At 71.1% G+C, this 18,132-nt stretch carries 13 protein-coding genes and 1 pseudogene; 11 read left to right on the top strand and 3 right to left on the bottom strand.

The features are described 5' to 3' along the window. Positions 1-49: 49 nt before the first annotated feature. Positions 50-1,441, bottom strand: a complete 1,392-nt coding sequence (locus AC3AGO_RS24635) for an MFS transporter (RefSeq protein WP_487824795.1) — start codon at positions 1,439-1,441, stop codon at positions 50-52. A 342-nt stretch (positions 1,442-1,783) separates the two neighbouring features. On the opposite strand from AC3AGO_RS24635, the gene AC3AGO_RS24630 reads away from it, so the two are divergent. The 10 genes and pseudogenes from AC3AGO_RS24630 (at position 1,784) to AC3AGO_RS24585 (ending at position 14,184) form a co-directional block, all read left to right on the top strand. After that, positions 1,784-2,653, top strand: a complete 870-nt coding sequence (locus AC3AGO_RS24630; protein ID WP_487822410.1) for a HalD/BesD family halogenase — start codon at positions 1,784-1,786, stop codon at positions 2,651-2,653. 158 nt (positions 2,654-2,811) lie between these two features. Next, on the top strand, positions 2,812-3,621 hold the full coding sequence (locus tag AC3AGO_RS24625) for a class I SAM-dependent methyltransferase (protein ID WP_487822409.1): 810 nt from the start codon (positions 2,812-2,814) through the stop codon (positions 3,619-3,621). Positions 3,622-3,712: 91 nt separating this feature from the next. Further along, positions 3,713-5,542, top strand: a complete 1,830-nt coding sequence (locus AC3AGO_RS24620) for a choline/carnitine O-acyltransferase (RefSeq protein WP_487822408.1) — start codon at positions 3,713-3,715, stop codon at positions 5,540-5,542. Between the two features lie 271 nt (positions 5,543-5,813). After that, the gene (locus AC3AGO_RS24615; RefSeq protein WP_487822407.1) at positions 5,814-7,130 is read left to right on the top strand and encodes an ABC transporter substrate-binding protein; all 1,317 of its coding nucleotides are present in this window, start codon (positions 5,814-5,816) and stop codon (positions 7,128-7,130) included. A gap of 28 nt (positions 7,131-7,158) precedes the next feature. Continuing rightward, a pseudogene (locus AC3AGO_RS24610) lies at positions 7,159-8,067 on the top strand (carbohydrate ABC transporter permease); the annotation flags it as partial. Between the two features lie 154 nt (positions 8,068-8,221). After that, positions 8,222-9,040 (top strand): carbohydrate ABC transporter permease, encoded by an 819-nt coding sequence (locus AC3AGO_RS24605; RefSeq protein ID WP_487824794.1) that lies wholly within the window; start codon positions 8,222-8,224, stop codon positions 9,038-9,040. A 243-nt stretch (positions 9,041-9,283) separates the two neighbouring features. Beyond that, a complete protein-coding gene (locus tag AC3AGO_RS24600) occupies positions 9,284-10,153 on the top strand; it encodes an RNase H family protein (protein WP_487822406.1) in 870 nt (289 codons plus the stop codon). Between the two features lie 123 nt (positions 10,154-10,276). Next, entirely contained in the window at positions 10,277-11,137 is an 861-nt protein-coding gene (locus tag AC3AGO_RS24595; RefSeq protein WP_487822405.1) for a polysaccharide deacetylase family protein, read from the top strand. A 183-nt stretch (positions 11,138-11,320) separates the two neighbouring features. Further along, entirely contained in the window at positions 11,321-12,781 is a 1,461-nt protein-coding gene (locus tag AC3AGO_RS24590; protein ID WP_487822404.1) for an MFS transporter, read from the top strand. After that, entirely contained in the window at positions 12,778-14,184 is a 1,407-nt protein-coding gene (locus tag AC3AGO_RS24585; protein ID WP_487822403.1) for an alpha/beta hydrolase family protein, read from the top strand. Before AC3AGO_RS24590 ends, AC3AGO_RS24585 begins: the two co-directional genes overlap by 4 nt. Positions 14,185-14,228: 44 nt before the next feature. Here the strand turns inward: AC3AGO_RS24585 and AC3AGO_RS24580 are convergent, their stop codons facing one another. Both AC3AGO_RS24580 and gntA read right to left on the bottom strand, forming a co-directional pair. After that, a complete protein-coding gene (locus AC3AGO_RS24580) occupies positions 14,229-14,780 on the bottom strand; it encodes an MmpS family transport accessory protein (RefSeq protein WP_487822402.1) in 552 nt (183 codons plus the stop codon). 276 nt (positions 14,781-15,056) lie between these two features. Further along, a complete protein-coding gene (gntA, locus tag AC3AGO_RS24575; protein ID WP_487822401.1) occupies positions 15,057-15,935 on the bottom strand; it encodes a guanitoxin biosynthesis heme-dependent pre-guanitoxin N-hydroxylase GntA in 879 nt (292 codons plus the stop codon). Positions 15,936-16,435: 500 nt separating this feature from the next. On the opposite strand from gntA, the gene AC3AGO_RS24570 reads away from it, so the two are divergent. After that, positions 16,436-18,064, top strand: a complete 1,629-nt coding sequence (locus AC3AGO_RS24570; protein ID WP_487822400.1) for a GMC oxidoreductase — start codon at positions 16,436-16,438, stop codon at positions 18,062-18,064. The last annotated feature ends 68 nt before the right edge of the window (positions 18,065-18,132 follow it).

Raw genomic sequence — 18,132 nt, 5'->3', positions numbered from 1 at the left:
TGGTCGACGTGGCCTTCGCGCCGGCCCGCCGGCCACAACGGGCCGGAGGTCAGGGCGTCTTGGCGTTCTCCGGGGCGGACTCGGCGGCGAACTCGTCGTCGGTTTCGGGACCGGCCTCCGTACGCTCGCCGGTCCCGTCGGCGGACTCCTCGGCCTCCTCGCGGTCCTGGCTGCCGTCGCCGCCCGCGTCCTCCGCCGGGCGCGTCCCGTCCTTGCCGACCTCGTAGAGATCCGTGTCGCGGGTCTCGCCCATGGCCAGGTAGACGACGAGGGAGACGGCCGCGCAGCCGGCCACGTACCAGGCGAAGCCGGACTCCGCGCCCATGTCCTTGAAGGCGAGGGCGATCCACTCCGCCGAGCCGCCGAAGATCGCGTTGCCGATGGCGTACGGCAGGGCGACGCCGAGGGCGCGGATGCCGGTCGGGAAGAGCTCGGCCTTCACGCAGGCGTTGATCGAGGTGTAGCCGGTGACGATGACGAGGGCGAGCAGCGTGAGGCCGAAGGCGGACCAGAAGCCGTCGGCGCTGCGGAGCAGCAGGAGGATCGGCACCGTCAGGAAGGTGGAGCCGACGGCGAAGCCGATCAGCAGCGGGCGGCGGCCGATCCGGTCGGACAGCGCACCGGCGAACGGCTGCAGACAGGCGAAGACGATCAGCGCGCAGAAACTCACCAGCGTGGCCGTGGACTGGGGCAGTCCGGCGCTGTTGGAGAGGTACTTGGTGAGGTAGGTCGTGTACGTGTAGTACGCGACGGTGCCGCCCATCGTGAGCGCGATGACGAGTCCGGCCTGCCGCTTGTGCTGCCACAGCGCGCGCAGCGTGCCGCGGTCACCGGCCTCCTCGTCCGCGGGCTTCTCCTCCGCGTACACCTCGGTCTCCAGCATGTTGCGCCGCAGATAGAAGATGACGGCGGCGCCGAGCGCGCCCACGACGAAGGGGATGCGCCAGCCCCAGCTGTGCAGCGCCTCGTCGGACATGGTGCGCTGGAGCACGATCTGCAGGGCGAGGCCGAGGATCTGTCCCGCGGTCATCGACACGTACTGGAAGCTGGACGCGAAGCCGCGCCGGCCGGGCGCGGAGGCCTCGGTGAGGTACGTGGCGCTGGCCGCGTACTCGCCGCCGACCGAAAGCCCCTGCAGCAGGCGGGCGATGAGCAGCACGGCGGCGCCGCCGTAGCCGGCGACGGCGAACGTGGGCGCGATCGCGATGAGTACGGCCGAGGCGGACATCAGCGAGACGGTGAGGGTGAGGGCCGCCTTCCGGCCGCGCCGGTCGCCGACCCGGCCGAGCAGCCAGCCGCCGACGGGGCGCATGAAGAAGCCGACGGCGAAGATGCCGGCGGTGTTCATGAGCTGGGCCGTGGGGTTGCCGGCGGGGAAGAACGAGGCGGCGAAGTACGTGGCGAAACTGGCGTAGACGAACCAGTCGAACCACTCCACCATGTTGCCGGCCGAGCCGACCCAGATCTTGCGCCATTGTGCGCCGCTCTGGGCGCCGTTGCCGCTGCCGTGGCTGCCGTCGGCAGCCTGTTTCTGCACATGGGTCTGCGCCATGGCAGCCTCCTCGCCGTCATGGGGCCGTTTGATCAGCGTTCACCTTCGGGGACGGCGCCCGCGCGCTACAAGGTGCACCAGGCAACGATCTTGTGTACTTGCGTGCATTGCGTGCACGGATCCGCGTCATGGTGTGACGCGTCACAGACAACCGGCAGGAGGCGTGGGAGCTTCAACTCCGTTACTCCTCAGTAGAGTTGCTGGACGGCCGACTCCCGCGAAGAGGTTCAGATGAGCACTGTGGAAGCCGTGGCACTCGGCCACGTGGTCGACACCGACCGATATCCCCTGTCCGCGCCGGAGAGTCCGGAGGCGCGGGCCGTGGTGTCCCGCGCCCGGCACGATCTCGCGACCACCGGCTGCACCGTGCTGCCGGACTTCATCCGCCCGTCCCTGCGCGACGTGCTGCGCGAGGAGAGCGCGGCCATGGCCCCGCAGGCGCACTTCGACGTGGAGACCGTCAACGTCTACAACACGGCCGTCGACGCGGACCTCCCCGAGGACCATCCGGGGCGGCTGCCCTTCGAGCGGGGCAACGCGTTCGTCGCCCGCGACCGCATTCCCTCCGCCTCCCTCATCAGCCGGCTCTACTCCCACGCGACGTTCCAGGACTTCGTCGCCCGCTGTTTCGGACTGCCGCAGCTGTACGAACTCGGCGATCCGCTCTCGGCGCTGGTCCTCAACGTCATCGAGCCGGGCAGGGAGCACCCCTGGCACTTCGACACCAACGAGTTCACCGTCAGCGTGCTCACCGAAGAGGCCCGGGAGGGCGGGGTGTTCGATTACTGCCCGGACATCAGGTCCGCACAGGACGAGAACTTCGCCGCCGTACGGGACGTGCTCCACGGCCGGGGCGGGGAGCTGGTCCGGCGCCTGCCGCTGCGGCCCGGCGACCTCCAGCTGTTCAAGGGCCGCTACTCGCTGCACCGGGTGAGCCCGGTGGGAGGGGACAGGGCCCGGCACTCGGCGATCCTCGCCTACAGCGAGCGGCCCGGTGTGATCGGGAGCGTGTCGCGTACGCGGCAGCTTTTTGGGCGGGTCCTGCCTGTGCATGTGGAGGCCGAAGGCCGCGCGGTACGGGGCGACGCGTTGCTCGACTGACGCGTGTGGGGGCGCGTGTGCGGTTCCGCTGTGGCCGGTTTCTGCGCAGTTCCCCGCGCCCCTATCCGCGCAGTTCCCCGCGCCCCTTATCTCGCGCAGTTCCCCGCGCCCCCTATCCGCGCCGTTCCCCGCGCCCCCTACTTCGAGGAGTCCGCCTCGTGCGCTTCGATGCGACCGGAAAAGTGTCACTCGACCATATTTATACGCAGCCCGATCCGCGCGCCTACTTCACCGAACTCCGCGCGCTCGACTACCGCGTACCGCAGGAGGCGAAGCCCTGGTTCGCGAAGCTCCTCCAGGAGTACCGGGAGTCCCGGCAGGTCGCGGAGCCGCGCGTGCTGGACATCGGCTGCTCGTACGGCGTCAACGCGGCGCTGCTGAAGTACGACGCGACCATGGACGAGCTGTACGCCCGCTACACGGGCGTGCCCGCGGCGGAGAGTCGCGACTCCGTCCTGGCCCGGGACCGCGAACTGGCCAGGTCGCGGCGGCCCGCGGACGCCCTGCACGTCACCGGACTGGACACCGCGGGCGAGGCCCTGGCGTACGGGCAGGAGGCCGGCTTCCTCGACGCCGCCGTCCACGCGGACCTGGAGCGGGACGAACCCACCGACGCACAGCGGGAGTTGCTGTCCGGTACGGACCTCGTCATCTCGACGGGCTGCCTCGGCTACGTCACCGAACGCACCCTCACCCACGTCGTACGGGCCCAGGACGGGCGGCTGCCCTGGATGGCGCACTTCGTGCTGCGGATGTTCCCCTTCGGCCCCGTCGAGCAGGCGCTGGCCGGGTTCGGCTACCGGACCGTACGCGTCGAAGAGGTGTTCCGGCAGCGGCGGTTCGTCTCACAGCAGGAGCAGGATCAGGTCCTCGGCACGATGGCGGAGGCCGGGGTGAATGCGGAAGGGCTGGAAGCGGAAGGCTGGCTGTACGCACAGCTCCACCTCTCCCGCCCGCCCGGCGGCTGACCTCCCGCGGCACCCCGGACAGATTCCCCGCCCGGCCCCACGGACCGGCGTTCCCGCGGCCGGGCCCCCACCAACCGAATCGAGAGCGGAATTGAACACCAGTCAGGGAAGCGCGACCGCCCCGACGTTCGCGGCGGAGGACAGCCTGCCGCGGGTCCCCCTGCCCACGCTGGACGACAGCTGCCGGCGGTTCCTCGCCTGGAGCGCGCCGCTGCTCACCGAGGAGCAACTGGCGGAGACCGAGGCGGAGGTGGAGGAGTTCCTCCGGCCCGGCGGCCCCGGCCGGACGCTGCACGCGGCGCTGGAGGCGTACGACGCGTCGGACGGTGTGCACAGCTGGCTCGACACCTTCTGGCCGTACCGCTATCTGGGCCGCAGGGACCGGATCGCGCTCAACGCCAACTTCTTCTTCCTGTTCCGGGACGAGGAGCAGTCGCAGACGGAGCGCGCGGCGGGGCTCATCGCCGGGGCCGTCCACTACAAGCGGCAGGTCGACGAGCAGTTGCTCCCGCCGGTGGTGCAGCGCGGCCGGACGCAGACGATGGAGCAGAACAAGTACCTGTTCTCCACGACCCGGATTCCCGGCGCGCGGCAGGACACGGTGCGCTCCCCGTACTCCGAGGCGTGGCCGGGTCCTTCGGACGCGCGGCACATCGTGGTGTTCTTCCGCGGCGGCATGCACCGGATGGACGTCATCGGCCCGGACGGCGCCCCGCACAGCATGGACGACCTGGAGGCGGGGCTGCGCGCCGTCCTCAAGTCCGGTACGGAGGGCCCCGATACGCCGGTCGGTCACCTCACGACCATGGCCCGCGCGGAGTGGGCGGAAACCCGCGAGTCGCTGCGCGCCGTCCATCCGCGGAACGCGGACGCGCTCGACGACGTCGAGACCGCGCTGTTCTGCGTCTGCCTGGAGGACTTCGCGCCGGACGACACCCAGCGCACGTGTGACGAGCTGCTGTACGGCGACCGCGGGAACCGCTGGTTCGACAAGGCCGTGTCCTTCGTCGTGTTCGCCGACGGCCGCGCGGGCATCAACTGCGAGCACTGCGAACTGGACGGCACCACCGTCCTCGCGTTCACCGACGCGCTGCTGGGCAGCCCCGCCGAGGAGCAGTCCCGGCTGTCCGGCGCCCGCTCCCAGGGGCTGCCCGCGCTGGAGCCGCTCACCTTCGAACTGGACGAGGGGCTGCGGGAGCAGGCGCGTTCCGCGGCCGAGGCGTTCGCCGCGTACGGGGAGGCCACCGCGACCCGCACCGTCGCCTTCGAGGACTTCGGCGCCGACACCGCCAAGGCGCTGGGCGTCTCCCCCGACGCCTTCGTACAGCTCGCCTACCAGCTCGCGCACCAGCGCGCGAAGGGCCTGCTGGGCGCCACGTACGAGTCGATCGCGACCCGTCAGTACCGGCACGGGCGGACCGAGGCGATGCGCGTGATCACCCCGGAGATCCGGGAGTTCGTGACGGCGATGGAGGATCCCGCCGCGTCCGCGGAGGCCCGCCGGGCGGCGCTGCACGCGGCGGCCTCGGCGCATGTGGCCCGCGCCAAGGAGTGCCAGAACATCGAGGCGCCCGAACAGCACCTGTGGGAGCTGGAGTTGATCCAGCGGCGGCGCGGCGAGGAGCTGGGCGTGACCGAGCAGCCCGCGCTCTACCGCTCCCCCGGCTGGACCACGATGCGCGACGACTATCTGAGCACCAGCTCGGCGCCGTCCGCCAACATCCAGTATTTCGGCTTCGGTTCGACGAGCAGCCGGTGCATCGGCGTCGCGTACGTCCTGCTGCCGGACCGCTTCCACCTGTATCTGAGCACGCCGGAGTCGGTGGCGGGCCAGATGCACACGTTCGCGGCGCGGCTGCGCGAGGCCGTCGGCGAACTCCGCGGCCTCCTCACACCGGAGGGCGCAGAGGGCGGCGCCTGACCCGGTCCGTACGCGCGCGTGGGGGCGGCTGCCAGGGACCGGCGGCCGCCCCCACGGCGGTTTCCCGGCCCGGATGTGCCCGGTCGGCGCGCCCGTTCGGTCATCGATACGTCGAAGAGTTCAACACGCGCGCGGAATCCCGCCGTTGCCGAACCACCTGTGCGCAAAGCCTTGACGGCCCCGTGTCTCACTACTTGACTCACGCCTCACATCACATGCGTACCGCGTTCACTTCCTCAATGGTCTCCTCCTGGAGAGGTCCCCCACGGCCATGCGCAGATTCCGTACCGCGGCAACCGCTGTCCTCGCCACCTTCCTGACCGTGTCCCTGGCCGCCGGCTGCGGCGGCGGCACCGTCACCGACAGCGAGGGCAGCAACGACAACCCGAAGGAGCTCACCTACTGGGCGACCAGCCAGGGTTCGAGCCTGGAGCACGACAAGAAAGTGCTCACGCCGGAGCTGAAGAAGTTCGAGCGGCGGACCGGCATCAAGGTCGAGCTGGAAGTGATCCCCTGGTCGTCCCTGCTGGACCGGATCCTCGCCGCCTCCTCCTCGGGGCAGGGCCCGGACGTGCTCAACATCGGCAACACCTGGTCGTCGTCGCTCCAGAAGGGCGGCGCGCTGCTGCCCTTCGACAAGAAGACCCTCGACAAGGCGGGCGGGGAAGGGCGCTTCAGCCCGCAGGCCCTGGCCGCCACCGGCGCCGAGGGCGAGCCGCCGGCCGCCGTGCCGCTGTACTCCCTCACCTACGCCCTCTACTACAACAAGAAGCGGTTCGCCGAGGCCGGCATCGACAAGCCGCCCGCCACCTGGGACGAGCTGGTCGCGGACGGCAAGAAGCTGACGGGCGGCGGCCGTTACGGCCTCACCGTCGAGGGCGGCAACCCGGTGGAGAACGCCCATCACGCCTTCACGTTCGGCAAGCAGCACGGCGCCGACTTCTTCGACGGCAAGGGCCGACCCACCTTCGACAGGCCCGCCAACGTCCGGGCGGTCCAGCAGTACGTCGACTTCCTCGCGAACGACCGGATCGCCGCGAAGGGCAACGCCGAGTACGCGCAGAACCAGTCCGTCAAGGACTTCGCCACCGGCAAGGCCGGAATGCTGCTGTGGCAGGCGGCCCGTACGTCGCTCCTCTCGCACGGCATGAAGCCCTCCGAGTACGGCGTCGTCCCGGTCCCCCTCCTTACGGCCGGCGCCACCGGAGGGCAGGCCGTGAACTCCATGGCCGCGGGCATCAACCTCGCCGTCTTCAAGAACACCGACAACACCGACGGCGCCCTGGAGTTCGTGAAGTTCATGACCTCCACCGGCGAGCAGAAGATCCTCAACAGCGCGTACGGCTCCCTCTCCCCCGTGATCGAGGCGCAGCAGGATCCGCCGCGTTCACCCGACGAGGCCGTGATGCGTTCGGTGCTCGCCAAGAGCGCGGCGCCGCTGCCGCAGGTCCCCGACGAGGCGGAGTTCGAAACGCTCGTCGGTACCGCCATGAAGGAGCTGCTCGCCGACGCGGCCGCGGGGAAACAGGTCACCACAGGGTCCGTGCGGGAACGGCTCACCGCGGCACAGCAGCGGATGCGGAAGTGAGAAGCGCCGCATGAACGACACGACCGTACGTCCGGGGCGCGGCCGCCTCCCGTACCTCCTGCTGCTGCCGGCGCTCGCCCTCGAACTCCTCATCCACCTCGTGCCGATGGCGACCGGCGCCGTGATGAGCGTCAAGGAACTCACCCGCGAGTACATCAGGAACTGGGGCAGCGCCCCCTGGGCCGGCCTGGGCAACTTCCGCGTCGCCGTCGACTTCGACGCGCCCGTCGGCCAGGCGCTGCTCCGCTCCTTCGCGGTCACCTGCGCCTTCACGGTGCTCGCGGTCGGGCTGGCGTGGCTGCTCGGGGTGACCGCCGCGATCCTCATGCAGGACCGCTTCCGCGGCCGGGGCCTGCTGCGCGCCCTGTTCCTGACGCCGTACGCGCTGCCGGTCTACGCCGCCGTCATCACCTGGTCGTTCATGCTCCAGCGCGACACCGGACTGGTGAACCACGTGCTGCACGACCAGTTGGGGCTCACCGGCGAGCGCCCCTTCTGGCTGGTCGGCGACAACAGTTTCCTCTCGCTGACCGTCGTCTCCGTCTGGCGCACCTGGCCGTTCGCGTTCCTGATGCTGACGGCGGCCCTGCAGAACATCCCGAAGGACCTGTACGAGGCGTCCGCACTGGACGGCGCCGGCATCCGCAAGCAGATCCGGCACATCACGCTGCCGTCGCTGCGCCCGGTCAACCTTGTGCTGGTGCTGGTCCTCTTCCTGTGGACGTTCAACGACTTCAACGTGCCGTACGTGCTCTTCGGCAAGTCGCCGCCGGAGTCCGCCGATCTCATCTCGCTGCACATCTACCAGTCGTCGTTCGCCACCTGGGACTTCGGCGCCGGCTCCGCCATGTCGGTGCTCCTGCTGCTGTTCCTGCTCGTGGTGACGGCCGGCTACCTGCTGCTGACCGGCCGGGGACGGAGGGGCTCCGATGTCTGAGACGCGGACCGCGGAGGGCCGGGAGTCAACACGTGCTGTCCGTACGGGAATTGACCGACGGCCGCCCTCCCCCGGCGGCAAGAGGCAGGTTTCCAGGTCGCGTTCGGGTCGGACACCCCGGCCCCGTTCGGCGACGGCTCCCCCGCCCTCCTTCCTGTGGACCCGCCGGGTGGTGCTCACCCTGCTCGCCCTCTTCGCGGCCACCCCGCTGTACGTCATGCTGAGCAGCTCCCTCAAGCCGCTCCAGGACGTGTCGGGCCCGTTCCACTGGATCCCCGGCGGCCTCACGCTCCGCCCGTACGCGGACATCTGGCACACGGTGCCGCTCGCCCGGTACTTCATCAACTCGCTGATCGTGGCGGGTGCCGCGACGCTGTGCTCGGTGACGGTGGCCGTCTTCGCCGCGTACGCCGTGAGCCGCTACCAGTTCCGCGGGAAGCGGCTGTTCACGGTCACGATCCTGTCCACCCAGATGTTCCCCGGCATCCTCTTCCTCCTCCCGCTGTTCCTCCTCTTCGTGAACATCGGGAACGCCACCGGCATCGCCCTCTACGGTTCGCGGGGCGGGCTGATCCTCACGTACATGACGTTCACGCTGCCGCTGTCCGTGTGGATGCTCGCCGGCTACTTCGACTCCATCCCCCGCGACCTCGACGAGGCGGCACTCGTGGACGGATGCGGGCCGCTCGGCGCGCTGTTCCGGGTCGTGGTCCCCGCGGCCGTGCCGGGCATCGTGGCCGTCGCCGTCTACTCCTTCATGACCGCCTGGGGCGAGGTCCTGTTCGCCTCCGTCATGACGAACGACGTGACGCGCACCCTCTCCATCGGGCTCCAGGGGTACGCCACCCAGACCGAGGTCTACTGGAACCAGGTCATGGCCGCCGCGCTCGTCGTGAGCCTCCCCGTGGTCGCCGGGTTCCTGCTGCTCCAGCGCTATCTCGTCGCCGGCCTGACCGCCGGCGCCGTCAAGTGACGGGCCCCGCCGGGGCCGAGAGGCCCGGCGGGACCGCGAGACCGGCGGGACCACGAGACCCGCCTGGGCCGCGAGACCCGCCTGGGCCGCGAGGTCCGGTGCGCCGGTGCGCGCCTCCCGTCCCTCCCATGAGCCACAATGATCCGGCGCGCCCCGCTCCCCGGACGGCGCGCAGCACACCATCGCCGCTCACGGGAAGGGGACGGCGCGTGACCGGCCCCCCGGCGCGCCCGGCACCGCGCCATGTCTGAACAGCTCACCGCCGCACCGGCCGGCACGGAAACGTCCGCGCCCGAGGGGGCCGCGTCCGACCGGTCCGCTGCCGAAGAGCGGCCCGCCGTGGAGCGGATCGTCGCCGCGACGGACGGCTCCTGCGACCCCAACCCGGGCCCGTGCGCCTGGGCGTACGTGCTCGCCGACGCGGACGGCGAGCCTGCCCGTGCGGTCTCCGGCGCGCTGGGCCAGGGCACCAACCAAGTCGCGGAACTCGCCGCCCTGTTGGCCGTACTGGAGGACACCAGCGGGCCGATCACCGTGTACGCCGACTCGTCGTACGCCATCAAGTGCGTCACCACCTGGCTGCCGAAGTGGCGACGGAACGGCTGGCTGAACTCCAGCAGGAACCCGGTCGCCAACCGGCACCTCATCGAACGGGCCGCCGCCTGCATGGAGGGCCGCGACGTACGGCTGGAGTGGGTACGCGGGCACAACGGGCACCCCCTCAACGAGGCCGCCGACCGCGCCGCGCACGCCGCCCTCACCCTCCCCGTCCACCGCCCCTTCCCCACCCCGGCGATCATCGCCGCGGGCGGCCCTGTCGCCGAGGCCCCGGCCGTCGACCCCTCGGCCTCCGCACCCCGCCGGGCGAACTGGCCGTCCGAGCGCGGGCGTTCGGGGACGTGCTCGGACTGCGGCGCCGCGGTGCAGCAGTATCCGGTCGTCGGCCGCTGGGTGGTGCTGAACGCCCGTACCGCCCCCGCGGCGGAGGTCCCGGCCGCGAGCCGGTGGCGAGTGGACGAAGAGGGCCGAGCCGAGCAACACCCCGGCGCCGGCCCCGCACCTGTCCGCACCCGTCACGTGGACACGTGTCCCGCGGCGGGTGGTGCGTCGTAACGTTCGTTCAACGAGCGGTACGACGCACGACCCCATCTCACCCACCTTGAATCTCACACCGGTGTCAGGCCGCAGCATGGCCGGGCGAAGAAACGCCAACACGCGGCCTACGAGGTGAGATTCATGGACAACGAGCTCTTCGACTACAGCCCCATCACCGAGCGCGAGCCGATCGTCTGGCCGGGCGGCGCGCGCATCGCGTTCTACGTCGGGCTGAACGTCGAGCACTTCCAGATCGACCGCCCCGCGACGAGCATCTTCCCCGGCACCGCCGATCTGACGCCGGACCCGCTGAACTTCGGCTGGCGCGACTACGGGGCCCGCGTCGGCATCTGGCGGCTGGCCGAGAGCCTCGACCGGCACGGGATCCGCGCGAGCGTGCTGCTCAACTCCGATGTCACCGCCCGCTATCCGCAGATCGTGCGCGCCGGCCTGGACCGGGACTGGGCGTGGCTCGCGCACGGCAAGAACAACTCCATCTTCCAGGCAGACATGGATCCCGACGAGGAACGCGCCTATCTGACCGAGGTGGTCGGCACCATCGAGAAGGCGACCGGGCGCCGTCCGCGCGGCTGGCTGGGCCCGGGGCTCACCGAGACGTTCCGTACGCCGTCGCTGCTCGCCGAACTCGGCCTGGAATACGTACTGGACTGGGCGAACGACGACCAGCCGTATCCGCTGAACGTGCCCGGCATGCTGAGCGTGCCGTATCCCATCGAGCTCAACGACATCAGCCTGTTCGTCGGAAAGAGCCTCACCGGGCCGGACTTCGTGCAGATCGTCAAGGACCAGCTGGACCAGCTGTACGAGGACGCGGCGGACAGCGGCCGCGTGATGTCGATGGCCCTGCATCCGTTCGTCATCGGCCAGCCGTTCCGGCACAAGTACCTGGACCAGGCGCTCGAATACATCGCGGGGCACCCCGGCGTGTGGCTGACGACCAGCGACGAGATCGCAGCGCACTACTCGCGCACCACCGGCTGACACCCGGGCGCGCGGCGGGCGGGGGCGGCGTTCCGGGCACGGCCGCGACAGTCGATGTTGTGCAGAACATTGACGGCCGCCGCGTTACTGCCTAACTTCACGGGGACCTCATCACGTCCCCGGGAGCCCCCTGTGCAGACGTCCCCCTCTTCGCGCCCCCGACCGTCCCCGGAATCACGGCAGTTGCGCCGCGTCGCGGTCTCCGGACTGCTCGGCACCGCCGTGGAGTTCTACGACTTCCTCGTCTACGGCACCGTCGCCGCGCTCGTGTTCGGCGAGCTGTTCTTCCCGCGGGCCGACCCCGCCGTCGGCACCATCGCCGCCTTCGGCACCTTCGCCGCCGGCTACGTGGCCCGGCCGCTCGGCGGGGTCGTCTTCGGGCACTTCGGCGACCGCGTCGGCCGCAAGAGGATGATGCTGCTGACGATGACCCTCATGGGGTGCGGCAGTTTCCTCATCGGCCTGCTGCCGACGTACGCGACGATCGGCGTCTGGGCTCCGGTCCTGCTGGTGGCGCTGCGCGTCGTCCAGGGCATCGCGATCGGCGGCGAGTGGGGCGGCGCGACGCTGATGGTGGTCGAGCACGCGGAGCACGCCGCCGGGGGCGCGGCCGGGCGCCGCGGCCTCTGGGCGAGCGCGACCCAACTCGGCGCCCCGCTGGGCTCGGTGCTGTCCGCCGGCGTGGTCACGCTGGTGGCGTCGCTGCCCGACGACCAGTTCCGCACCTGGGGCTGGCGCGTACCGTTCCTGCTCAGCGTGGTGCTGCTGGCCGTCGGACTGTTCGTACGGCTGAAGGTCGCGGAGAGCCCCCTCTTCGCGGCGGCGCGCGACACCGCGGAACGGCCGGCCGGTTCCGGACCGGCGCCGAAGCTGCCCCTGTTCGAGATCCTCCGCCGGCCGCGGGCCCTCGTGCAGGCGTGCTGCGTCGGCATCGGCGCCTTCACCGCGCAGTCGCTGCTGACCGGCTTCATGATCTCGTACGCGGTGCAGCACGGTTACTCCAGGACCGAGGTGCTGACTGCCGTAACTCTCGCTTCCTGCGCGGCACTTGTCGTACTCCCCTGCGCGTCCGCGCTCTCCGACCGGGTCGGCCGCCGCCCCGTCGTCCTCGCCGGGGCCGTCGCCTCGGCCGCGCTGGCCTTCCCCGTACTGGCGCTGGTCGACTCCGGTTCGCCGGGACTGCTGATCCTCGCGCTCGTGCTGGGGCACGGCGTGGCGCAGTCCACGATGTACGGGCCGCTCGGCGCGCTGCTCACCGAGGGGTTCGGCACCCGCGTCCGGTACACGGGCGCCTCGCTCGGCTATCAGATGGCGACGCTCGTCGGCGGCGGCTTCTCGCCGATGATCGCGGGCGTCCTGCTCGCGGCGTACGGCGGCGGCAGCGCGCCGCTCGCCCTGCTGCTGTGCGGCGGCGCCGCGGTCACGGCGCTCACCGTCTGGTGGATGCGCGAAACCCACCACGACGCGCTGGACGGCGACGGCGGCGGTACGGCGGGCCCCGCTGGTGCCGACGCTGCGGCCGGTGCCGACCCTGCCGGCGGTGCCGCCCGTACGCACGGCGCAGGTGACTCGCACAGCACGAACACCCCTGACGGCGGCCGCACTTCGGCCGCGCCCGGCACCGGAGAAGGGACCCTCTCATGAGCACCGCGACCCGCACCGGAACCCGTACCGCCGCTCTCCTCGCGGCGGCCCTGCTCGCCGCCACTCCGGCCTCCGCGGGGGCCGCGCCCCACGACGGCGCGGGCGCCAGGGCTTCGGGTGGCGCGCACGTCGAGGGGAAGCTCCCTTCCGGCGCCGCGTACGTGATGGACAGACCCGCCGACTGGAACGGCACGGTCCTGCTGTTCAGCCACGGCTACCACCCCGCTGGGAGCCCCAACGCGGCGGAGAACGCCCCGAGTTCGCAGACCCGCAAGCGGCTGCTGGACGAGGGATACGCCCTCGTCGGCTCCTCCTACGCCACGACCGGCTGGGCCGTCACGGACGCCGTACCGGACCAGTTGGCGACGCTCGGCCTGTTCACGAAGCGGTTCGGCCGGGCCGGGCGCACGCTCGCCTGGGGCGAGTCGTACGGCGGGCTCGTCACGACCGCGCTCGCCGAACGGCACCCGGACCGCGTCGACGGCACGCTGTCCCTGTGCGGTCTGGTGCACGGCGGCGTCGCCAACTGGAACAGCACCCTCGACCCGGTCTTCGCCCTCAAGACGCTGCTCGCGCGGGACACTTCCGTACGGCTCACCGGGTTCGGCAGCCAGGACGCCGCCCGCAAGTCCGCCTCCGTCATGAGCGCCAGGACCGCCGCCGCGCAGAAGACACCCGCGGGACGCGCCCGTATCGCCCTCGCCGCCGCGCTGCACAACATCCCCGGCTACAACGATCCGGCGCAGAAGAAGCCGGGGCCGGAGGACTGGGACACCCAACAGGCCAACCAGTACACGGCAGTTGCCGGCCTCCTGAAGACCGGCGCGTTCTCCTGGAGGCAGGAGGCCGAGAGCCGGGCCGGCGGCAACCCGTCGTGGAACACCGGCGTCGACTACACCGCCATGCTGCGCCGTTCACCGCTCCGCAAGGAGGTCGGCGCCGTCTACGCCAAGGCCGGGCTCTCCCTGCGCAAGGACCTCGCCGCGCTGCGCGACGCGCCCCGGACCAGCGCGGATCCCGGAGCCACCGCGTGGATGAGCCGTACGAGCTCCTTCACCGGCAGGCTCCGGAAACCGCAGCTGAACGTCCACACCACGGGCGACGCGCTGGTACCCGTACAGACCGAGAGCGCCTACCGGCGCGCGGCCACGGCCTCCGGCTCCGGCGCACTGCTGCGCCAGGCGTACGTGAACGCGCCCGGCCACTGCACCTTCACCACGGGAGAGGCCGTCGCCGCCGTCCACACCCTGGAACTCCGCGTCGGCACGGGCCACTGGAGCACCTCCCCCGCCGCCCTCAACTCCCGCGCCGAGAACGCCGATCCGGCCACCGCGGGCCGCTACCTCCACTACCGCCCGGCGCCGTACCCCCGCCCGTACGACCTGTCCCGCCCGACGGGATGACGGACGGGCCGGGTGGCCCGTACAGCGGTGGCCGGTGCTCAGGATCAGCTCCAGCCGAAGCCGGCGTTGGACAACTGGGCGTTGCAGATGTTGTAACCGCCCTTCGCGTGCCCCTTCTTCGTCTCCCCGTCGACCGTCACGGAGCAGTGGATGTCTCCGCCACCCTGGAGCTGCGCGTTGACCATGAAGTACATGGCGTCGTCCTTGGACGGCAGGGTCTTGGTCATCGGCAGGCCGGAGCCCTTGATGTTCTCGCTGTCGCTGCCGTAGGTGATGTCCGCTCCTGTCGACGCGTCCCCCCACACCTTGAAGACGACCTTGCCCGAAGCGGCCTTCTTCTCCTTCGCCGGCTTGTCCTTCCCGCCGGACTCGCCGTCACCGGACCCGTCGGCCTTCTCCTTGGCCCCCGTAGCGGCCTTGTCCGCCTTGCGGTCGTCGTCACTGCCACCGCCGGACAGGCCGATCCCAACGACGGCCACGAGGAGGATGGCGACGATGACACCGAGACAGCCGAAGCCGAGGATCTTCCCCGCGCGAGACTTCCGCGGCGGCTGCTGCGGCGGCATCGGCTGATACGGCTGGTTGGGATAGGACATGGATGAATCCCCCTCTGGTATGAAGCGGGACACTATCCAACTATGGGTGCAATACGTAGATGTGCGAGCACATTGTGATACTTCCGTGGCCGGTGCTCATCCCCCGGGTTCGGTATGGAGATCCGTCCGTACTGCTCCGTTCCTACGCCATCCGTCCCGTGACACCGCAGCCGGCTGCCGCCCGGACACGACGACCGCCCCGTACGGCACGTCCGGGCGCGAGGGCGGGACGTGCCGTACGGGGCGGCGTTCGTACAGGGGGTGCGGCGGGCGGAGTCAGACCGCCGAGACGGTCAGGTCGCGCTCCGCGTGCTCAGTCCCGGACTGGGTCCCGGGCTGGGTCTCGGGCTCGGGCTCGTGCGCTGCCGCGTGCTCGCGGGCCGGCTCGTGCTCCTGCTCGTACGCGGCCGCATGCTCGTGCTCGTGGTCGTCCGCCGGTGTCTGCGTGGGCTCAGACGCGTGCGCGTACTCGTGCTCGGTGACCCCGGCGGCAGCCGGTTCCGCTCCGCGCGCGGAGAAAGGGCACTGCCATGCGGCGGGCTTGGGGCGGCCGGAGTAGCGCCGGGTCTCGGCCAGTTGCTCGTACTCGTACAGGTTCGGGTTGATGTCGCCCTGCAGCTTGATGTCCTGCTTGCGTATCTTCTCCGCCAGCCTGTCCCACATCCCGGCGCCCTTGATCCGGTCGAACTGCTCGTGGGAGTTGAAGGCCAGCATCGGGAAGGGAGGACGGCGGCCCCACCGGCGGTGGGTCTCGTGCAGACCGATCACGAAGAACGGATGGCCGGCCACGCTGAACGCGAATTCCCCGGACTGCGGATCCGACGAATAGCCCTCGGCCCAGCCATGCGCTTCCGCGTCCTGGTCGTGGAGCAACTGCAGCTGCTGCCACAGCAGTTCCTCGAACCGCAGCTCGTCCACCCCGCGGGGCTGCTCGAACGTCGCGATGAAACTCGTGAACGTACGGGCGCTCCAGTCCGCCCCGCTCACGAACTCCGCGAGATCCAGCGCCATCGACCGGGCGGCCTCCTCGCTGCCCAGCCGGTCATAGTGCCGGTGGGCGATACCGCCCTGCCGCCAGGCGGACCGCCCCGCCAGACAGATGAACCGGTCCCCGAGGAGGAACTCCTCGACCTCACCACGCGCCTCAGCCGCCATGGCCAGCCTTCCTTCCAACTACGTGCCTCCTCTGCGGGAGATCATCTCCTTCGGACATCCGCGTGCGCCCACCCCTCGCCCGCGGACTCCCGGCCCACAGGCGTCGGCGGGGGCCGTCGGCGCGGGAGGGCAGGACCGAGTCCGCTGAAGAGACAGGGGAAGGTCACCGGTTGATTGTGACGGGCCGAGCACGATCAACGAAATCCGGCAGCTCCCCGCCCGGAGACGATTCCCTCACACCCCGCTCCGCCCCCACCCCATCACCCACGGCAACCCCCGCCCCGGGCGGGAAGCCGGCTTCGCGGAGCCCCGGCACGAGGGCGGCCCGCCCTCCGGCAACCGCCTCGCCGCGCAGTCGTTGATCACCGTGCGGGGAGCCGCCGCGATGTGGCTCCACGTGAGCACTCCACAGGCCGGGACCAGCACGATCGCACTATCAACTCTCCGTCAAACAGCCTAGGTTGGCCGCGGCCATGCCGACCTCTCCCCGGGAGCTGCCCATGCCCAGCACGACGGAGCCGCGCACGCCCGAGCCGCGTACGACGAGGCGCGCCCTCCTCGCCGGAGCCGCCGGCCTCGGGGCGGCCGGCCTGTTGCCGTCGCCTTCCGCCACCGCCGCACCGGCCCGCGTGAGACTGACCAGGGAAGAGCACCGCGTTGTCGTCATCGGCTCGGGATTCGGGGGCGGCGTGGCCGCGCTCCGGCTGGCACAGGCCGGCGTCCCGGTGACCGTCCTGGAGCGCGGACGGCGCTGGCCGACCGGCCCGGACGCGGAGACGTTCCCGCGGGTGTCGGGCCTCGACAAGCGGGCGCTCTGGTACGGCACGCTCCCGCCCGCCCTCAGGCCGCTCGCCGAACTGGCCGGCACACCGCTGGACTTCGACCCGTACGTCGGGCTCCTCGAACCGGTACTGGGCCGGAACATCCTGGCCATGTGCGCCTCCGGAGTCGGCGGCGGCTCCCTCGTGTACCAGGGCATGACCCTCCAGCCGTCGGAGGCGGTCTTCAGCACCTGGCTGCCCGAAGCGCTCGACTACCGTCGCATGCACCGGATCCACTATCCGCGGGTCGCGAAGATGCTGCGGGTCGCGAAGGCCCCCGACGCGCTGGCCGCCTCGCCGAACTACCGCGCCTCGCGGGTGTTCGCCGACCGGGTACGGAAGGCCGGCTACGGGCTGGAGAAGATCCCGATGCCGATCGACTGGGACTACGCCCTGGCCGAGCTGCGCGGCGAGATGAAGCCGTCGTACACGAACGGCGACGCGGCGCTCGGCGTCAACAACGGCGGCAAGCACTCCGTCGACGTGACCTACGTGAAGCAGGCCGAGGCGACGGGCAGGGTCACCGTCGCGACGCACCACAACGTCACGGGAATCGAGCGGGCGAAGGACGGCCGCTGGCACGTACACGTCGACCGTACCGACGACGCGGGCCACGTACGCGAACAGAAGATCCTCACCACCCGGGCCCTGATCATGGCCGCCGGCAGCCTCAACACCAGCAAACTCCTCGTCCGCGCGGGTGCCACCGGCGCCGTCCCCGACATGCCCGACGGGCTCGGCGGAGGCTGGGGGACGAACGGCGACCGTATCTACGCCTGGACGAACGGCCGGGAGGACTTCGGCGCCGAACAGGGCGGGCCCGTGGTCTACGGCAGCAAGGACTGGGACGACCCGGCGACCGCGAACACGATCATTCAGGCGTCCCTCCCGCCGCTGGGCCTCGACACGAGGACGACCATGCTGGTCGGCTTCGGCGTGAGCGAGGGCCGCGGCCGGTTCCGGTACGACTCGGGCACCGACTCCGTGACGCTCCACTGGCCCCGCGACGGCGACGACGCGATCCACCGCCGCATCCACGAACGCGTCACGGCCGTCTCCCGCGGCCCGGGCCTCCTCACCGACACCAACCGCCTCGTCAACAGCACCTGGCACCCGCTCGGCGGCGCCCCCATGGGCACGGTGTGCGACCTGAACGGCCGCGTACACGGCCAGCGCGGCCTCTACGTACTGGACGGCGCCCTCATCCCCGGCACCACAGGAGCGTGCAACCCGTCAATGACCATCGCCGCCGTAGCCGAACGCGCCCTGGACACCCTCCTGACGGAGGACGTGGACACCACGATCTGACAGTAGCGAGGGGGGACTCAGCGGCCAGCTTGACGGCTGACGCGAAAAGGACATACGGGAGAGGCTCG

It is taken from the genome of Streptomyces sp. BL1 (genome assembly GCF_057628045.1).
The sequence above is the reverse complement of the archived record's forward strand: the minus strand, read 5'-3'. Positions and strand labels throughout refer to the sequence as shown.